The 18,845-nt window shown below is 41.1% G+C and carries 16 protein-coding genes; 9 read left to right on the forward strand and 7 right to left on the reverse strand.

Going from position 1 to position 18,845, the window contains the following annotated elements; all coding sequences use genetic code 11:
- Positions 1–37: 37 nt before the first annotated feature.
- On the forward strand, positions 38–976 hold the full coding sequence (locus FPK91_RS17545; protein WP_144212864.1) for a Dyp-type peroxidase: 939 nt from the start codon (positions 38–40) through the stop codon (positions 974–976).
- A 166-nt stretch (positions 977–1,142) separates the two neighbouring features.
- Here FPK91_RS17545 and argR read toward each other — a convergent pair whose 3' ends face one another.
- Positions 1,143–1,613, reverse strand: a complete 471-nt coding sequence (argR, locus tag FPK91_RS17550) for a transcriptional regulator ArgR (RefSeq protein ID WP_144212866.1) — start codon at positions 1,611–1,613, stop codon at positions 1,143–1,145.
- A gap of 304 nt (positions 1,614–1,917) precedes the next feature.
- Here argR and mdh point away from each other — a divergent pair, with 304 nt between their 5' ends.
- Positions 1,918–2,853 (forward strand): malate dehydrogenase, encoded by a 936-nt coding sequence (gene mdh, locus FPK91_RS17560; RefSeq protein ID WP_144212868.1) that lies wholly within the window; start codon positions 1,918–1,920, stop codon positions 2,851–2,853.
- A 151-nt stretch (positions 2,854–3,004) separates the two neighbouring features.
- On the opposite strand, the gene FPK91_RS17565 is transcribed toward mdh, so the two are convergent.
- Positions 3,005–3,928, reverse strand: coding sequence for an SDR family NAD(P)-dependent oxidoreductase (locus FPK91_RS17565; protein ID WP_227006606.1), 924 nt, complete (start codon positions 3,926–3,928; stop codon positions 3,005–3,007).
- Positions 3,929–3,969: 41 nt separating this feature from the next.
- Entirely contained in the window at positions 3,970–4,359 is a 390-nt protein-coding gene (locus tag FPK91_RS17570; protein ID WP_144212870.1) for a thiol-disulfide oxidoreductase DCC family protein, read from the reverse strand.
- Between the two features lie 160 nt (positions 4,360–4,519).
- On the opposite strand from FPK91_RS17570, the gene FPK91_RS17575 reads away from it, so the two are divergent.
- The 6 genes from FPK91_RS17575 to folM all read left to right on the forward strand — a co-directional run bounded on the left by FPK91_RS17575 (position 4,520) and on the right by folM (position 11,913).
- A complete protein-coding gene (locus FPK91_RS17575; protein WP_227006607.1) occupies positions 4,520–5,608 on the forward strand; it encodes an efflux RND transporter periplasmic adaptor subunit in 1,089 nt (362 codons plus the stop codon).
- 1 nt (position 5,609) lies between these two features.
- The gene (locus FPK91_RS17580; protein ID WP_144212874.1) at positions 5,610–6,710 is read left to right on the forward strand and encodes an efflux RND transporter periplasmic adaptor subunit; all 1,101 of its coding nucleotides are present in this window, start codon (positions 5,610–5,612) and stop codon (positions 6,708–6,710) included.
- A 69-nt stretch (positions 6,711–6,779) separates the two neighbouring features.
- A complete protein-coding gene (locus tag FPK91_RS17585; RefSeq protein ID WP_144212876.1) occupies positions 6,780–9,848 on the forward strand; it encodes an efflux RND transporter permease subunit in 3,069 nt (1,022 codons plus the stop codon).
- A gap of 159 nt (positions 9,849–10,007) precedes the next feature.
- On the forward strand, positions 10,008–10,364 hold the full coding sequence (gene folX / locus FPK91_RS17590) for a dihydroneopterin triphosphate 2'-epimerase (RefSeq protein ID WP_144214539.1): 357 nt from the start codon (positions 10,008–10,010) through the stop codon (positions 10,362–10,364).
- A 41-nt stretch (positions 10,365–10,405) separates the two neighbouring features.
- Positions 10,406–11,050, forward strand: a complete 645-nt coding sequence (gene folE, locus FPK91_RS17595) for a GTP cyclohydrolase I FolE (protein ID WP_144212878.1) — start codon at positions 10,406–10,408, stop codon at positions 11,048–11,050.
- Positions 11,051–11,187: 137 nt separating this feature from the next.
- Positions 11,188–11,913, forward strand: coding sequence for a dihydromonapterin reductase (folM, locus tag FPK91_RS17600; RefSeq protein WP_144212880.1), 726 nt, complete (start codon positions 11,188–11,190; stop codon positions 11,911–11,913).
- 173 nt (positions 11,914–12,086) lie between these two features.
- Here the strand turns inward: folM and FPK91_RS17605 are convergent, their stop codons facing one another.
- Positions 12,087–13,484: an aminotransferase-like domain-containing protein gene (locus FPK91_RS17605; RefSeq protein ID WP_144212882.1), complete on the reverse strand. Its 1,398-nt coding sequence runs from the start codon at positions 13,482–13,484 to the stop codon at positions 12,087–12,089.
- A gap of 265 nt (positions 13,485–13,749) precedes the next feature.
- On the opposite strand from FPK91_RS17605, the gene FPK91_RS17610 reads away from it, so the two are divergent.
- Positions 13,750–15,138, forward strand: a complete 1,389-nt coding sequence (locus tag FPK91_RS17610) for a pyridoxal phosphate-dependent decarboxylase family protein (protein WP_144212884.1) — start codon at positions 13,750–13,752, stop codon at positions 15,136–15,138.
- Positions 15,139–15,236: 98 nt separating this feature from the next.
- On the opposite strand, the gene FPK91_RS17615 is transcribed toward FPK91_RS17610, so the two are convergent.
- The 3 genes from FPK91_RS17615 to FPK91_RS17625 all read right to left on the reverse strand — a co-directional run bounded on the left by FPK91_RS17615 (position 15,237) and on the right by FPK91_RS17625 (position 18,839).
- A complete protein-coding gene (locus FPK91_RS17615; RefSeq protein WP_144212886.1) occupies positions 15,237–15,590 on the reverse strand; it encodes a hypothetical protein in 354 nt (117 codons plus the stop codon).
- A gap of 322 nt (positions 15,591–15,912) precedes the next feature.
- The gene (locus tag FPK91_RS17620) at positions 15,913–16,719 is read right to left on the reverse strand and encodes a 5-formyltetrahydrofolate cyclo-ligase (RefSeq protein WP_227006608.1); all 807 of its coding nucleotides are present in this window, start codon (positions 16,717–16,719) and stop codon (positions 15,913–15,915) included.
- Between the two features lie 230 nt (positions 16,720–16,949).
- The gene (locus FPK91_RS17625) at positions 16,950–18,839 is read right to left on the reverse strand and encodes a DnaJ-like cysteine-rich domain-containing protein (protein ID WP_144212888.1); all 1,890 of its coding nucleotides are present in this window, start codon (positions 18,837–18,839) and stop codon (positions 16,950–16,952) included.
- Positions 18,840–18,845 lie beyond the last annotated feature (6 nt).

Genomic DNA, 18,845 nt, shown 5'->3' on the forward strand with positions numbered 1-18,845 from the left:
AATAATCTTATATTTGATAAAGGTGATTGATTCCAACATGGAAACTCAAAATATGCCACGCGAACAGTTAGGTGTTTGTGCTGAAGGTAATTTGCATAGTGTCTACTTGATGTTTAATGCAAATGACGGTATCGAAGCTCAATTACGCCCTTGCTTAGCTAATGTTGCTCAATATATTTATGAACTCACTGATCAATATACTGATAGTGCTTTCAACGGCTTCGTTGCAATAGGCGCCAATTATTGGGATACCCTTTTTAGCGACCAGCGACCAAATAATTTACGTCCTTTTCCTGCAATGCAAGAAGGTAACCGTGACGCGCCAGCGATTGAGTATGATCTTTTTATCCATATCCGTTGTGACCGCTACGATATCCTGCATTTGGTGGCCAACGAAATTAACCAAATGTTTGAAGGCTTAGTTGAGCTAATTGAAGAAGAACGTGGTTTCCGCTTTATGGATAGCCGTGATCTTACTGGTTTTGTTGATGGCACTGAAAACCCGAAAGGCCGTAATCGTCAAGAAGTGGCTTTAGTGGGTGAAGAAGATGTTAGCTTCAAAGGTGGCAGTTATATCCATGTGCAAAAATTTGCCCATAACCTGAGTAAATGGAATCGTTTACCGCAGAAGAAACAAGAAGATATCATCGGGCGTACCAAGCAAGATGATATTGAATATGCTTCTGAAGATAAGCCATTAACCAGTCATATTAAGCGTGTAAACCTTAAAGATGATCAAGGTAACTCGATGGAAATCTTGAGACAAAGTATGCCGTTTGGTTCGCTTAAAGAACAAGGGCTAATCTTTATTTCTACTTGCCGTACTCCAACCAATTTTGAAGAAATGCTTCGAAGTATGGTACATGGGGATGGTCATGGTAATCATGATCACCTAATGCAGTTTACTAAAGCTGTTGCTGGTTCATCATTCTTTGCGCCTTCGCTGGATTTTTTAGCAAACTACGCACGCGATTAATTTAAAGCAATTTTTATTAAAAATGACGTTATATAAAGTTAATTTTTAATAAGAATAAGCCATAAAAAAAAGCAATGCCTCGGCATTGCTTTTTTGTTTTCAGTTTGAAAGTAAATTTAGCTTCAAACTGAAATAATAATAATTATCGGGTTGTTATCTGCAACTGCTAATCAGTAAAACCGAATAATGACTTAACCGTTTCTAACGTATCGTCAATAGTTTTGATACTAGATGGGCAAATAAAGATAGTGTCATCACCGGCAATCGTACCCAGGATACCTTCAGGCTTGCCTATTGAGTCGAGTAATCTCGCAATAAGCTGTGCAGCACCAGGGCTGGTTCTTACCACTATCATCGCTTGGTTATGATCAACATCGAGTACCAGGTTTTTAACTGGACTTCCGGCAGTTGGCACACCTAATTCAGCAGGCAAGCAATAAACCATCTCTTGCTTAGCATTACGGGTTCGAACAGCACCAAACTTGCTAAGCATACGAGAGACTTTTGACTGGTTAATATTGCCAAAACCTTCACCTTGCAGCGCGTTCACTATTTCACTTTGGCTACCAAAGCGTTCTTCCTTTAAAATCGACTTAAACGTCTTTACAAGTTCATCCTGATTCTTCGTCGCTGGCATATTTTTTTCGTCTTATAGTAATTTTCAAAAAGAATAGATTATATTCAAAAAACATGCTCATTTTGAATAGTTAAACGAACTAAGTCAAGAAATAAGCTAAATTCGTGAATAAAAATTCACTCTGAGCTTTAGGTACCTAAATAGTCACTATTTTTATACATATCATAGAATAAGGATCTACTAAGGGATAATTGAAATTATGCTCGTGATGCAGTAATGTGACGCCACAAGAAATATGATCTATGTCACAGACTGCGAATCATAAATTGAGAAGTTAAACACTAGAACGTTATTGGAGATAATTATGAAAGTAGCTGTACTTGGTGCTGCTGGCGGTATTGGCCAGGCCCTAGCTTTACTATTAAAAACTCAACTTCCTGCAGGCTCAAAGTTGTCTCTGTATGACATTGCTCCTGTTACACCAGGTGTCGCTGTCGATTTAAGCCACATCCCTACAGATGTTGAAGTGACTGGTTTTGCTGGTCAAGATCCTACTGATGCACTTGTTGGTGCTGATGTTGTTCTTATCTCTGCTGGTGTTGCTCGTAAGCCTGGTATGGATCGTTCAGATTTATTCAATATCAATGCTGGTATCGTACGTAACCTTATTGAAAAAGTAGCGGCGACTTGTCCTAAAGCATTAATTGGTGTGATCACTAACCCGGTTAATACTACAGTGGCTATTGCTGCTGAAGTACTTAAAAAAGCAGGTGTTTACGACAAAAACCGTTTATTCGGTGTGACTACACTGGATGTTATCCGCTCTGAAACTTTCATCGCTGATCTTAAAGGTCTAAACGTTGCTGATGTAAACATCAACGTTATCGGTGGCCACAGTGGCGTGACTATTCTTCCACTTCTTTCTCAAGTTGAAGGCGTAAGCTTTACTGATGAAGAAGTTGCAGCACTGACTACACGTATCCAGAATGCAGGTACTGAAGTTGTTGAAGCTAAAGCCGGTGGCGGTAGCGCGACTCTTTCTATGGGTCAAGCGGCATGTCGCTTTGGTCTATCTTTAGTTCGCGGCTTGCAAGGCGAAGCTAACGTTGTTGAATGTGCTTACGTAGATGGCGGCAGTGAACATGCAGAATTCTTCGCACAACCTGTTGTACTAGGTAAGAACGGCGTAGAAAAAGTATTAGCATACGGTGACGTTAGCGCATTTGAAGCTAATGCACGTGATGCAATGCTTGATACATTAAACGCAGATATCAAACTTGGTGTTGAGTTCGTTAAGTAAGTTGAGCTTAGTGATTTAATCTTTACCATTAAAAATGCGAAGCCTCAGGCTTCGCATTTTTGTTTGTGTCGCTTAGTGCTTAGTGCTTAATGATGAATAACGGTGTTTTCATCAAATCACAGTGCCAAAAACTGTTTATAGCAAGCTGCTTTTACCAACTGATCTGTTTACCTTGCCAATCAATAAAACTGGCTTGTCCATCGAAGCTAATACTGTCTAAATCAGCTTGTTCATCTCTATGCTTATCGTTATCCATTTCTTTAATCGCCTTATTGATATTAAGTAATTGCGACGCCACGAACTCAGTGGAGAACAATTTTCCACTTGGCACGTTAGCCTGAAAAGGTTTGGATAATGCGGTGTCTGTGGTGCCCGGATGGAACGCGATTAATTTAACGTTTTTAGCACGGCGAGCGTATTCAATAGCGGTGGTTTTAATTAGCATATTAAGTGCGGCCTTGGAGGCGCGATAGCTATACCAACCCCCTAAACGGTTATCACTAATACTGCCAACGCGTGCGCTGAGTATATTGATAATACAAGGTTGTTTACCATTGGCGAGTTTGACAAGATGTTGTAACCACAGCATAGGGGTAATGGTATTTGACTCAAACAGAGCCTGCATTGCTATAGGGTCAAAATCTTCCAAGCGCTTTTCGGGGGCGAATGTCATCGATGTATTAATCGATGGATTGTCTATAGCCTCTGTTTGTTGCTGATTCTGGATATTGTGGAGTCGACCATTACAAATAAAAATGCGTGAGAAAGCGCCTTTGTAAGGTGTTAATTGTTGGCAGATATCGGCGATGGAACTGACTGAATAGTCACTTTTAAAATGCTGATACGATATCGGATTATTACCGCTACCAACATCACTATCATTACCAACATCAACAATAGGGTATTCGATAGTTTCTGAAGACTGGCTAACAGTGATTATCTGGGTTATATCTGATTCGCCAATAGCAGCTTTATCTGTGATTTTGGCGAGCAAAGCGGTTGCTATCCCAGAAGATGCACCAATTATGAGTGCACTAGAACCAACGTTAGACTGAATTGAATTCAACTCGCTCAATATAAGCTCCTTTATCGATTTTCATCATTGATTAACAAATGCTATTTGATACTGCAGCTACCATCTTCACAGCGCTGCTTACCCGTTAACAGGTAAGATAGTTTATAGCGGTTCTTAGCAAAGCCAAGATAAGCCAGATCAGCGAGTGGTTTGATGCAAGGCAATCTTAATAACTGTACCCATTTGTGTTTTCCGGTCAGTGCCCAGGCTTTAGCTGTTACATCTAGACCTAATAAAATCTCACCGTGGTTAGTCTCAGCATGTAAAACCTTGTTGGCTTTTTCTAGGTCAATATGTGGGTACTTTTCTGCAAAACCTTCTTGGTTTAAATCAGCAAGCTCAATCTTGTGCAGGCGATCATGGTACTTAAGTTGTTCCATTTCATTGCTACACAATGGACATGCACTATCGTAAAAAATTCTAAGTTCCATATCTTCACCTCAATGACTGTTCAAAAGCACGGTTAAATGCCACTCAGTTACATACGTGCTAATTCACAGTTTAGTTCTTTTATGAGGAATTAAGCAGCTATTACTATCTGTTTTTGAATGTTACTATCATAGTAATTGTAACTCTTTGATGGATCAAAAGATGAAGAAACTCAGTAAGTTTACTTCTGTTCTCGCTTTCACCCTCGTGACATATTCTAGTCAATTTATCGCCTTTCATAGTTCTGCTGCAGACAATGATGCTGTCACGCATCATGAAGTCCCTCGTCCTGTAAAAGTAAAACAAATTGATATTGGCAATGACTTTCGAGAACGGTTTCTTCCCGGAGAAGTGAGAGCGTCAGAAAAAGCGGCATTATCGTTTCGTGTGGCGGGTGAGATAGCTGAAATTCTTGTTAGACCAGGCGATACGGTCGAGCAAGGGCAAGTTCTGGCTCGCCTAGATGGCGCGATTTATATTCAGCAGCTCGCAGTGGCACAAGCACAGTTTGAGTTGGCTAAAGTGTTATTTGAGCGTAATGAGTCCTTAGTTGATCAAGGGGTGGTATCTCGTAATGATTATGACCAAGCTAAAAGTGACTTTACCATTGCCCAAGCGGCACTAGACAAAGCAAAGGCGGATGTCACTTACACCAAGTTACTGGCACCGTACGAAGGCATCATTTCAAAACGCAGTAAACGTGCATTCGAGTTTGTGCAAGCTCAAGAAGAAGTCATGGGGATTAGAACCGAGTCTGCCATTGATATTAGCTTCCAGTTGCCTGAGCAATTTATCGGCGCAATACAAAAGGCCGATACTAGCTTTCAAGAAATGCAGAATGTAGAAGTGAAATTTGATAGTCGAGATCACTGGTACACTGCCAGCCTTAAAGAGTTAACGACCGTTGCCGATCCAACCACAGGCAGTTACACCCTCATTTTAACCTTGCCTATGCCAGAGCAACTTAACGTCTTACCGGGTATGTCTGCGCAAGTTAAAGTTAAATTGCCAGCGAGAACTGCAGATTCCCATCCCATCATTCCAGCAGGAGCGGTGATTATTGAGAATGAACAAGCCTTTGTCTTCCGTTGGTCTCCTAATGATCGTTCGGTGGCTAGAGTACCTGTCACATTACAAGGGACGCGATTAATGTCGGGTATTAATGACGGTGACTGGCTAGTGATTGCTGGGGCCTCTGAGCTTAAAGACGGTCAGGCTGCGGTGCAATGGATTAAAGAGAGAGGGTTATAATATGAAAACTCAATTTAACTATAACCTGTTAAAAATATCTGCTTTGGTGATTGCCACAACGGCTTTATCCGCATGTGAACCTGCTCCAGAGATTACCCCAAATATCACCAAAGTGACCACATATGCCTTGCCGCATATCGAGGACAAAGTGATAAGAGAGTTTAATGGGGTGGCGAGAGCACAGGATCTCACTAATTTGTCATTTCGCGTCGAAGGGCGAATAGCCCAATTACCGGCCTCTAAAGGTCAAATGGTCAAGAAAGGGCAGTTGCTCGCAGTGTTAGAAAAACGTGATTTTAACTTCGCCTTAAGTGACCGTAACGCCAGAATGGAAGTTAACTTTAAACAAGCTGAGCGTGCTAAACAGTTAGTGGCAAAACAGCTTATGGCTGAGTCTGATTACGATCAAATGAATGCGCAATATTTAGTGGCTAAAGCCGAAGCAAGACAAGCTGAACTTAATTTACAGTACACAGAATTAAGAGCGCCATTTACAGGTATGGTTAGTGATGTCTTTGTCGAGTCATTTGAAAACGTACAACCGGGCATTTCAGTTTTAAGTGTTCAAAAGATTGAGCGAATTGAAGTCGATGTGCAAGTGCCTGATATGCTCATTGCAGTGTCCAAAAAAATGACTGACCGTGAGAAAAAATCGTTACTTGAGGTCAGCTTTGAAGCGTTTCCTAATACCACATTCAATGGTTATCTTTTAGAAGTGAATACTGAGAAAGATCCTACCACTTCTACCTACATCGCTACTATAGCGGTTGATTTAGATCCTAAATATAAAGTGCTAGAAGGCATGCCAGCTAAAGTTAAAGTTAATTTAAGTAACTTAACTTATACCTATAGCCGTGAGTTCCTCGTGCCGATTGAATCAGTTGTGATGCAAGATGGCAGCAATATCGATTTACAAGATAGCGGTGTCTGGCTTTATGACGAAAATGACCAGTCGATTAAATATCAAAAAGTGACTCTAGGGGTCATAGTTGGCGATAAAATTGAAGTTGTCGCTGGCCTTGTTGATGGTCAAGTTATTATCAAAACAGGTGCAGGGCGCTTAGTTGCAGGTCAGCAAGTTCACGTTGTTGAGGGAGTATAGGCTGATGAATTTTATTTATAGTGTTGACTCATTCGTCATGGTATCAGCTGAAGCAAAGGGAATCGTTAAATGAATATTGCAGGCTACTTTGTAAAAAATACCGTTATTAGCTGGATGTTTACTTTGATTCTACTCATCGGTGGCCTAATGGCATTTACCGGTTTAGGTCAGTTAGAGGATCCGCCATTTACCATTAAAGATGCAGTGGTCGTTACCCTATATCCAGGCGCGACTTCAACAGAAGTTGAAGAAGAGGTGACTTATCCCATTGAGAAAGCGATTCAAGAGCTTTCTTATGTGGATGAAATCCGTTCACTAAGCACTTCTGGTATGTCACAAATTACAGTGACCATGAAAAATAACTATGGTCCAGATGAATTGCCACAAATTTGGGATGAACTGCGCCGTAAAGTGAATGACATGTCGTCAAGTTTGCCACCCGGTGTGCAAGCGCCAATGGTGAACGATGACTTTGGTGATGTATACGGCATCATGCTGATGGTCAGTGGTGTTGATTACAGCTATCGGGATATTCTAGATTATGTTGATTACGTAAAACGTGAATTAGAATTAGTGCCTGGGGTGGGTAAAGTCTCCCTTGCAGGTAATCAACAAGAACAAGTCTTTGTTGAAATGTCGCTAAACAAAGTGGCCAGTTCTAACATTGATCCGTCATTGATTAAAAACTTACTTAACTCGCAAAACATGGTTTCCGATGCTGGTAATATCCGTGTTTCGGCCGACAACTTAAAAATTCGTACCAGTGGCGGATTTAAGTCTGTCAGTGAATTAGAAGAACTGATTATTCCTGGTACTCAGGGCAATAAGCTCATTTATCTTAAAGATGTTGCTACCGTGTCACGTGGTTTTCAAAACATCCCCACTAACATTCTGACATTCAATCAACACAACGCGATTAATATCGGCATAGCATTTTCAACAGGGGTTAACGTTGTTGAAGTCGGTAAGGCGATTGATGCCAAGCTCGCTAGCATTGAAAGCGTCCGTCCTGCGGGCATGGTGATTGAAACCATGTACAACCAACCTAATGAAGTTGATGTGTCCGTTGGTAGCTTTGTATGGAACCTCATCGCCGCTGTTGCCATTGTTATTGGCGTGCTACTCGTCTTTATGGGCTTTAAGTCTGGTGTATTGATTGGGTTAATTCTATTTTTAACCTGTCTCGGTACTTTCATGCTGATGTTACAAGCTGAAATTGAACTGCAGCGCATCTCGTTAGGGGCATTGATTATTGCTTTAGGGATGTTGGTGGATAACGCCATTGTCATCGTCGAAGGGATACTCATTGGTAGGCAAAAGGGCCAAACAACCTTAGAAGCCGCACAAGGTATTGTTAAGCAAACTATGTGGCCATTATTAGGCGCGACAGTGATTGCGATTACTGCCTTTGCACCCATTGGTTTATCGCCCGATGCGACCGGTGAGTTTGCAGGTTCACTCTTCTGGGTATTACTATTCTCACTATTTTTATCTTGGATTACCGCAATTACTATCACGCCATTTTTTGCGCAAATGTTCTTTGGTGCAGAAGGTGAAAAAGTCGATGGTGAACTTAAAGACCCTTATGGCGGCGCATTTTTTGTGTTCTATAAAATGATCCTCGATTTATGTATGAAGCATCGCTGGGTCAGCGTTGTGTCAGTCTTGGTTGCATTTTGTATTTCTATTTATGGCTTTGCTTATGTTAAGCAGTCGTTTTTTCCACCTTCAACGACGCCGATTTTCTTAGTGGATATATGGATGCCTGAAGGTACCGATATCCGTGAAACTCAAACGGTTGTCGAAGGAATGGAATCAATTGCTAGTGAGTTAGACAATGTTGAATATGTTGCCTCAAGTATTGGTAAAGGTTTCCCACGTTTTCTATTGACCTACTCACCAGAAAAAAATTATGCGTCTTATGCGCAAATATCTATTCGTACTTCAGCATTTGAAACGCTGACAGAGGTGATGACCGATTTTAGAAGCAAGGTAGAAGTTAAATTCCCACAGACGCAGCTTAAGTTTAAACGTTTAGAAATTGGTCCTTCAACAGATGCCAAAATTGAAGCCCGTATTAGTGGTGCCGATCCTGATGTGCTGCGAACCATAGCTGCGCAAATAGTGGAGATATTCAATGCCACGCCAGCCACTGTTAACGTCCGTCATGATTGGCGTGAACGGGTTAAATACATTGCGCCACGTTTTAATGAAACCCAGGCAAGACGCTTAGGGATTGTTAAAAGTGAAGTGGATGAAGCAATTAAGTTTTCGTTCACCGGAACCCAAATCGGGGTGTACCGCGAAGGGACAACTTTACTGCCTATTGTTGGTCGTTTACCGGAAGATGAGCGTATCGATATCGACTCAATGGAAAGTATCCGTATTTGGAGTCCGGCATTAGCGGCATTTGTGCCATTACAACAAGTGGTTGATGGTTTTGATATCAAGTTTGAAGATCCGATTATTCAACGCCGTGATCGTAAACGTACCTTAACCGTGTTTGCAGATACTGATTTTGAATACGATATCTTACCTGCTGAACTATTCTCTAAGATTAAGCCTAAGGTCGATGCACTTGAGTTGCCTGTGGGTTATGAGCTTCAATGGGGCGGTGAATTTGAATCGTCAAATGATGCCCAAGAGTCGTTATTTTCGACCTTGCCATTTGGCTTCTTGTTTATGTTCTTAATTACGGTATTCCTATTTAATTCAGTACGTAAACCGTTAGTCATATGGCTGTGTGTACCGTTAGCGATTATCGGTATTACCTCAGGTTTATTGATTCTTGATAAGCCCTTTAGCTTTATGGCGCTACTGGGAATGTTGAGTTTGTCAGGTATGTTACTTAAAAATGGTATCGTATTGCTTGATCAAATTAACACTGAAATTAATAACGGCATTGAAATCTTTGAAGCGGTATTTAGCTCTACCGTTAGCCGTGTAAGACCGGTTTGTATGGCGGCGATCACCACTATCCTCGGGGTATTACCACTACTTACTGATGCGTTCTTCGAGTCATTAGCGGCGGTTGTGATGTTCGGTCTCGGTGTGGCGACAATCTTGACGTTAATCATTGTTCCTGTGTTCTATTTGATTATCTTCAAAGTTAAGTACCGTAACTACAAAGAGTTTTAGTTCGCAATGTGAGTCATTTATCGCTATAAATATAAGAGTCAGCTTTTTTAAAAGTTGGCTCTTTTTATTTGATCTTAATAGTGTGTTTCCACGTATAGCGCTTGTGTACACAATAAAATGTACATAAAAAACGTATTCAAAATAAGGCTCTCTATGTCAATCAGCCAAGCAATGATTAAAGTTACCAATCTACGTTTACGTACTTTTATCGGGTTCAATCCTGATGAACGTGAAAAGCAGCAAGATGTTGTTATTAATATCGAGATTCAATACCCAGCAGACAAGTCATTTCAAACTGATGATGTTGCTGATGCCCTTAACTACAAGATAATCACCAAGAAAGTGATTCAGCATGTTGAAGAGGGTCGTTTTTTATTATTAGAAAAACTGGTTGCGGATGTACTGGCTATTTGTAGCGAACACCCGTCTATTACTATGTCACGCGTAACAATCGACAAACCACACGCATTACGTTTTGCCGACTCTGTTTCATTATCATTAGAGCAGCGAAAATAAAGTGAGTTTTAATTTGGCACGAGTTGCCATAAGGAAAACACATGATTTCTGAAGAAGCACGTAAAGTGCAACAAGTACTTATTGAGCGAGGTCTAGAAACCCCAGTCGTTGAAAATTTAATGACTAGCGAGCAAAAAGTGGCGCGCATACAAGGATTGATGACTGAAGTCATCTCGACCCTTGGGCTGGATTTAACCGATGACAGTTTGTGTGAAACCCCCAATCGAATAGCCAAAATGTATGTTAATGAAATCTTTTCAGGATTAGACTACAACCACTTCCCGAAAGTCACCCAAATTGAAAACAAAATGGGCGTAGAGGAAATGGTCAAAGTCAGCGATATTAGTGTGGTCAGTACCTGCGAACATCACTTTATTACCATTGATGGCGTGGCGAATGTGGCCTATGTTCCCGGTAGTAAAATTATCGGATTATCAAAAATAAATCGTATAGTCAGATTCTTTGCCCAGCGGCCACAAGTACAAGAGCGACTAACGCAACAAGTGCTGGTGGCGTTGCAAACGTTACTGGAAACTGATGACGTCGCTATCAGTATCAATGCGACCCATTACTGCGTTAAATCCCGCGGTATTATGGATACGCAATCTCATACTAAAACATCCGCTTTAGGTGGCTGCTTTAAAACAGACCCAACCTCAAGAGCGGAATTCTTTGCCAAGAATTAGTCCCTCATAAATTACAGCATATTACCTTAGCCATTGGCTTCTTTTACATGAGATTATCAATAGAATCATGTATAAGAAGCTAGTGGCCTTAATTTATGGCTTCGCCTTCAAGTCAAAATCATTATAAGAGAACTGCAATGAAGCAAACTATTTTCATTACTGGTGTAGGTAAGCGTATTGGCTACGCCTTGGCTAAGGACTTTCTTGCTAAAGGCATGAATGTCATCGGTACATTTAGAACCCATTACCCCTCCATTGATGAACTTGCCGAATTAGGGGCAGATCTCTATCAATGTGATTTGTGTATACCAGCTGAAATTGACGACATGTTAGTGCGAATTAATGACACTCATTCTGAGCTCAATTGCATTATTCATAATGCCTCAGATTGGCATAATGATAAGCCCAAGCAAGGAATGACCTCAGCCGATATCATGACCAGAATGATGAATATTCATGTCAGTGCGCCTTACCAAATTAACTTGGCTCTGGCAGACAAATTAATCGCCTCTGCAAGTGGCAATATCGGCAGTGCTAATATCATCCATATCACCGATTATGTGGCTGAAAAAGGCAGTAAAAAGCATATCGCTTATGCAGCCAGCAAAGCGGCGATGCATAATTTAACGCTATCATTTGCCACTAAATTGGCCCCTATGGTAAAGGTCAATTCTATTGCACCTGCAATGATCTTGTTTAATGAAGGTGATGACGATGCTTACAAAGCAAAAGCCTTAGCTAAAGCGATATTGCCAAAAGAAGCCGGTAATATTGAGATTATTGAGTTGGTTGATTACCTATCCACCAGTCAATACGTCACAGGTCGCAGCTTTGCTGTAGATGGTGGCAGGCATTTGGCTTAGCTCATGTTCGGTTAATGCTTAGAGCATTTGGCTTAAGGCCTGTTGATGATTTGAAAGATAATATCGAAAATGACCAAAGCCTAGTGGATTATCACTAGGCTTTTTTACATCTAAATGCTGTCATTGCCTGCTTTAGCGAGACTTTTATTTTATGCATATTTTTAAGCACAGTTTTAAGTATTAGTGCTAGATTGCAGCATAATCAATTCAATGACTTTATCCAGCTGTTTAAGGCTACTCTCACTGGGGATAAGGCCGATGTTGAGCCTAAAGCAGTCGTTATACAGCGCAGTGGTTGAAAACTCATGACCACTTTTTATATAAATACTAAATTGATGCAAAGCCAACATCAATTTAGCGCTATCAAGCTTGGGCACTCGAACCCATAAAACCAGCCCGCCATTGGGCATAATCATTTCACTATCTGCGGGTAAATACTGGCGCAAATAGGTAAGGTAAGTGATGCAGTGATTGCTTAACAGTTTGTTGGTTTTCTTTAAGTGTCTCGCGTAATGCCCTTTAGCAATATACTCCGCCATTGCCAGTTGAATGGGTTGATTTACGCCCAAGGTTTTAACCTGGCGCTGCTGAATATATTCCGAGATAAATCGCCCAGGTTTACACCATCCAAGCCTTAGCCCTGGGGCTACTGTTTTTGAAAAGCTGCTGCACCATAACACCCAGCCTTGTTCATCAAAATGCTTAATCGGCAGTGGGATTTCACCGCGATGATTAAGTTCTCTAAAAATATCATCTTCAATAATTGGCAGTTGATATTGCGCGGCGATACTGGCTAATTGCTGTTTTTGCTGGTTATTAATATTGTGACCCGTAGGGTTTTGATGATTCGCTGTAAAAATGCAGGCTTTTATCTTGTTGTTCTCGATGATGTCCGTTAACTGAGTTAAGTTAATACCTTCATGGGTCGTCGGTATTTCAATGACGGCTAACTCTAATAGCGACAGAATTTCTAAAATCCCCACGTAACAAGGCGAGCTAACCGCGACCACATCACCTGCCTTGCAAAAGGTATTCAATGCCGTCACTACCGCATCTAAGCAGCCGTTAGTAATCACTAACTCATCTGCATGACTGGTAAAACCTTGAAGAGTGAAATGTTTGGCTAATTGTTGTCGCAAATTGATATTGCCCTGAGGAGGCTCATAAGCTAAATCGAATAGGCTATGTTTGGTGGCGCTGGTGAGACTCTGTTTAAGGCATTGGCTGTCAATCAATTGGTTATCTAAACTTGCGGTGGCAAAACTATTAGCGATGGTGGTCATACCGATTTTATTGGGCTCGGATTTGAGTGTTTTTATCTCAGGGCTAAAGCGTGGAAAGGTCAGAGTATTGCTGGCATGATAAGGTTTATTGGCATAAAAGCCTTTCTTGTCTTGAGCGCTAGCATAGCCCTGTTGCTCTAAATACCGATAACAGCTAAGTGCAGTGGTCATACTGATATCATGTTGGGTCATCAGCTTTCGTAAAGGCGGTAACTTAAGCCCCACAGCCAGTTGACCTGCATTAATACGGCATATGAATTGTTCGGCAACATGGCGATATTTAATCATTCAGCTCTCTACTTTTTTTAAGACTCAATAAGTGACTCTTAACTACTCTTAACTACTCTTAGTTACTCGCCACTACACAATTTCTCTTAGTTGCTCGCACTCGCACTCATACTTGTACTAGTCATCTGTTATCTAAAATTTTTTAAAATCTGTGTCTGTTATCTATTTTGGCAAACATTACACTAATTAGATACTCAAGGCTAAAGTTTGATACTAGCCAGTTTAATCACGGCAGGTTAAAAAAAGAAACTTGCAAGAGGCCAATATGACGTTTACACAACAAACCAACCAACAGTTGTTTGATGCATTTAAAAGACAGTTTGATGAATTTCATAACGGCCTTCCAAGTCGAAATGTTGCCAGTAAAACCTTAGAAATCGCCACCGAACCGCTTCCTGAAAATGGCAGTGAGTTTAGTGAGCTAGTGAACTACATTGATTCGGCTATCCAACCCAATCTATCAGCCAGTAATGGTGGCAGGTATTGGGGCTTTGTCACTGGTGGTGCAAACCCTGTTGCCACCTATGCGGATTGGTTAGTGACCACTTACAATCAAAATGTGGCCAAGGGAGGTGACTCGATAGCCAGCTCGATTGAGCGCCAAGCACTGTCGTGGTTATGTCAGCTATTTGAATTACCAGACAGCTTTAAGGGCATAGTGACCACGGGCGCTACCTCAGCTAACTTACTGGGTGCGTTTACTGCAAGGCAATTTACTGGCATGCAGCAAGGCATCAATGTCGCCCTTGAAGGCATGAGTCAGTTAGATGTTGCTATTTTTAGTGCTACGCCTCACGCCAGTATGGTGAAAAGTTTAGGCATGGCAGGTTTTGGCCAAAACAGTTGGCATAAAGTTGATTGCCTAGCTGAGTCAGAAGCCATGGATGTGAATTCACTTGAACAACAACTTGTCATCATGAAAGCTGAAAACAGCCCAAAGAGCATCATTGTTATTGCCAGTGCAGCAACGGTAACAGGAACGGATTATGACGACTTAATCGCGATTTCCAATTTATGCAAAAGATATAATGCTTGGCTGCATGTTGATGCCGCGTTTGGCATATTCGAGCGATTAATGCATGGGGCTGAGGGCAAAACTAAGGGGCTAGAGTTTGCTGATAGCATCACTCTTGATTGTCATAAGTGGTTAAATGTTCCTTATGATTGCGGGGTGTTTTTAACGCAGCATCAAGGGTTATTGCAAGCAAGCTGTGAAGTCGATGCACCCTATATGATGAGCGATGCTAACGAAGTGGCCTTTATGTCTCTGGGCATTGAAAACTCACGCCGCTTTAGGGCTTTCCCTGTATGGGCAACTTTAAAGGCATATGGAAAAGAAGGCATCAAAGCGCAAGTTAGCCGCAACGTCGCCCAAGCGAAGCAATTAGCTCAATGGCTAGAGGCATCAGATTTATATGAATTGGTTAAACCTTGCGAACTTAACGTGGTGTTATTCAAACCTAAAGCGAATTTAGCTGAGGAAAGTTTAACAGCGATGAGTGCCAATGAGTGCATGTTAAAGCTTAATCAAACAGGCGAAATATTCTTTACCCCAGGGGTTTGGAATGGTGAACCCATTATTCGCGCTGCTATCAGTAACTGGGTGACAACAGAGGAAGATATGCAAACAGCCATTAGGGCTTTGGGTCATTAAAGGACTATTTGGGTCATTAAAGGACTAGTAGAGGATAATCAATGAATTTGACGGACTCAGTTGTCCGTCTATTTAAAATTCAACATTCAACGCTTTTATTAATATTTCACTCTGCTGTCGTAATCAGCAACTAATGTATCAGCGAGTAATTTTCCAAGGTCGGCGTTCATATCAAGGTTACATTCATGGCTTGTGGTTTTGAGCATCAAGTTGAAAGGGCCTGATCCATTCCAGGTGGCAACGGAATAGCGGATGATGTCATCAAAGCGCGCTTGGCCGTATTGATCAATGATGATTAATGTTGCTGCTTTAGTGATTTTATAATCCACTAGTTTTTGGGCATCTGTGTTATGGACGTCATATGCTGAGTTGTATTGTTCACATATGCTTGCTGCTACAAGATTACCTGATAATAAACTAAGAGTTAATGCGCCGACGTGTAAGATTTTCATAGCGTAATTTATCCTCGTATTCTTTAAATTTAACCACAAATACAGTGATAACAGCCTGTCTTAAATCGCTATAACCAATACTGGTGATGACTGGCGTCGTGACATGTTCAAAGTCAGCCGCCGTATAATCATAGTTGAGTTGCACAGCTTTGCGCGTTCAAAGTGAGGAGGATTACAGATTACTTCAGTCACAGTAAAGTGGTTAACGCTGGAGGGGCGAGTCATAGCGCTTTTAACAGTAAGGGCTTGGATGTGAGATAAGTTAAGCCCTTGGTCTGTTAATAAATCTATTCATGATATCTATTCATGAAATCTAGGGATGTTAAGGCCCCGTCATTGCTATACGTCTTGTGGGAGTGATAATCACTGGTAAGGGCACATCCCAATACTCAACAGGTAAAAAACTCACTTGTTGGCAATCATGGGCATAGCCAACGGCTAAAGGCTTATTGTCTTTTACTTGCGCCAAAGTACGATCGTAAAAGCCGGCGCCCATACCCATGCGATTACCTTTATCGTCAAAGGCTACCAATGGCGTGACAATCATATCAAGCTGATTAATTGTCACTGTGTGGCGAATATCCAACTTAGGTTCAGCGATGTTATAGCAGTTGTTAATTAACACTGTATCTGAGGTGTAGCGAGTAAACATCAAGTGACCTACGGCAAAAGGATGTAAGCGAGGTAAGTACACTTCAATATCCAATTTCCATAATGCATTAATGAGCTTGCTGGTGGCCAGTTCACCATCAAAACCCAAATATAAAGCCACTCGCTTAGCCGAAATACGTTGAATTTCAGCTAATAAATGACGGCTAGCAATTAAGGCTAGCTGGTTTTGATCTGCTTCAGAAATGCCATTGCGCTGCTGTCTGATATGACGACGAATACTGTCACGACTCATATCATTACTGTCGAAAATAGGTTCTGGTAATGTCGGGTCAGTAAATGAATCCGTGATATCGGTATTTTTACCTGAGTAGATTTTTCGAGCTATCTCTTGATTAGATAACACAGCGTCTGACTCAGAAGCCTGGCTGCTAGAAGAAAAGTAGGTAATTAAGGTTTGGCCAGTTGCTTGAGTTGCTTGTAGTTCATTAGAACCAGTCATAAAACGCGTCATGCTCATAGATAGGAAGTACTCCATCACTTATAAATAAAAGATAAAAAGGCATCATGAACAAATAAATAAACAGTTTGCAGGTTAGCGTGATATTTGAAAATTTCAAAGAAGATAATCAACGGCTAACTAGCAAATACTTATATAGCTAATCATTAATCGATGTTATGCATAAAAAATGCAGCTTATGGCAAGCATAAACTGCATTTTTAGTATCATAACAATTGCGCAAAGGCAGGCTACTTTTCCATATTCATCGATTTAAGCAACACAGGACTGTCATAGTCAGCCACTGCCGTTTTAGCTTTTAACCAAAATTGACGACGGGTCAGGAAGTACGCGAAACAGATCGTTAGCAGTACCCATTCAATAATATTGTGTTCCATGAATCGAGCGCCTACAGCAAGCAAGGAACTCACTGATTGAGGGTAGCTTTCTTGTACTTCAATAAGCCCAAAAGAAGGATTTATTAGAAATAAGCCATACTGTAATCCACAATAAAGTACGGCTCCCACAATAATTCCTAATATTTTTGTATACCATTTATTGGGCCATTTAGCGCCTAGCACCAACAAGTAAGCACCGACGAATAAGGCACCACCAACCAAGGCATTTGCTAACTTTGGCGTATGGTTCGTCACAAGCTCCATGCCGTTATAAAAAATCGTAAAACCGATATGAGGCAAAAACACAGTAATGGTAAGGGCCAGCATCCAAGTTTTTGCACGGCCAATTTTCTTCCAATACCACTTATCAACCGCTTTAAGGCTTAACCATAGTAAGCCAAATACAAAACCATAATTGGCATAGGCTGGTAGTCCAAACAAACCAAATTTCATCGTCAGTAATGCCATGAACCATTCCGGTAAATTTAGTATATTCATACGATAACTGGTGTCTTCGGCAAAGGTTGGAAATAACAATGACACCAACATCCCTAAGGTGAGGAATAGAAAAGCATATTTGAATAAGCCGCCAATCATTTTAGGGCCAATGCCTTTTACGCTTTGCTTCTTAAGCTGTGTTACTAAGGTTTGATAATTCGACACCACCGCATCTTTAATATCGCTAGAAACCCAGTTTTCATCTAATAATGCGATAGCGGTATTAGTTTCATTTGCTTCAATAATATCTTTGATAGCGGGTGTGGCGAGTGCTGTTTTGTCATCAAACTTATTTCCGCCAGCAAGCTCTTTAGCAATACTCCAAACAGCAGGGTCGTATACGCCGCCAGCATTATGAGTAATATTATTACGACCAGCAAAACATAGTTGCGTATCAATTTTGTCAATATTCGCAGTAAATTGTAGTGTTGGCAGTTTAGCGGTAAAAGCGTAAATAAAGGTGCAACCCCCTAATGCCTCATCTACATCAACTTCAGTTAATTCTGTAAGACTATGAACCACTTTTAAACCTGTTTTCTTAACAAAGTCAGAAGTCCATTCATGATAATCGCTACTAGTATAAGCCCATTGGGTACTGCGTTTGGCTTCCCCATCAATGCTATAACTGAAGTAAAGATAACCACCACCGCTACAAGTGCTACAAGTTACTGTCCCTGAACCACCACATGAAGAGCAGGTTTTCTTACCACTTCCCCAACATGCTGAACATGACTCTGTTGTATAGACAGTACGGTTGTTTTCATGACGAGTAACTTGGGTACGGCCACTACCACTACAGCTATAACAAGTATCACTGCCTGAACCATGACAGCTATAACAAGAATTGGTACCTGAGCCGTTACAGCTATAACAAACCTTGCTACCAACATAGGTTTCGGGTGCAGATTGTAAACCACGATTTTTGATAAGGAAGTTTTCAGAAATATCAGGGCCAAGAATTTTTAAGAAGCGGTCATTAAACAGTGAGTTTTGACCACTTACATATTCTTTCGCTTTATCATTCGCATAACTACTGGCATTTGATGCAGAGCCAGCGTTTATTCCAGAAGGACAGTGGCCACCATGTTCATGTTTAGTGACACCAACTTCAACCGTCCAGCCGAAGGTAAATTTAAGCTGTGGCAGTTTAGCTTCTTCATTGGTTAACGTCACTGGTACATCTACACCAGTGAGTTCTTTACCATTTTTTCGAATAAAATCTTGAAATTGTTGTAATTTACTCACGAAATA

It is taken from the genome of Shewanella donghaensis, assembly GCF_007567505.1.
Lineage (GTDB): Bacteria > Pseudomonadota > Gammaproteobacteria > Enterobacterales > Shewanellaceae > Shewanella > Shewanella donghaensis.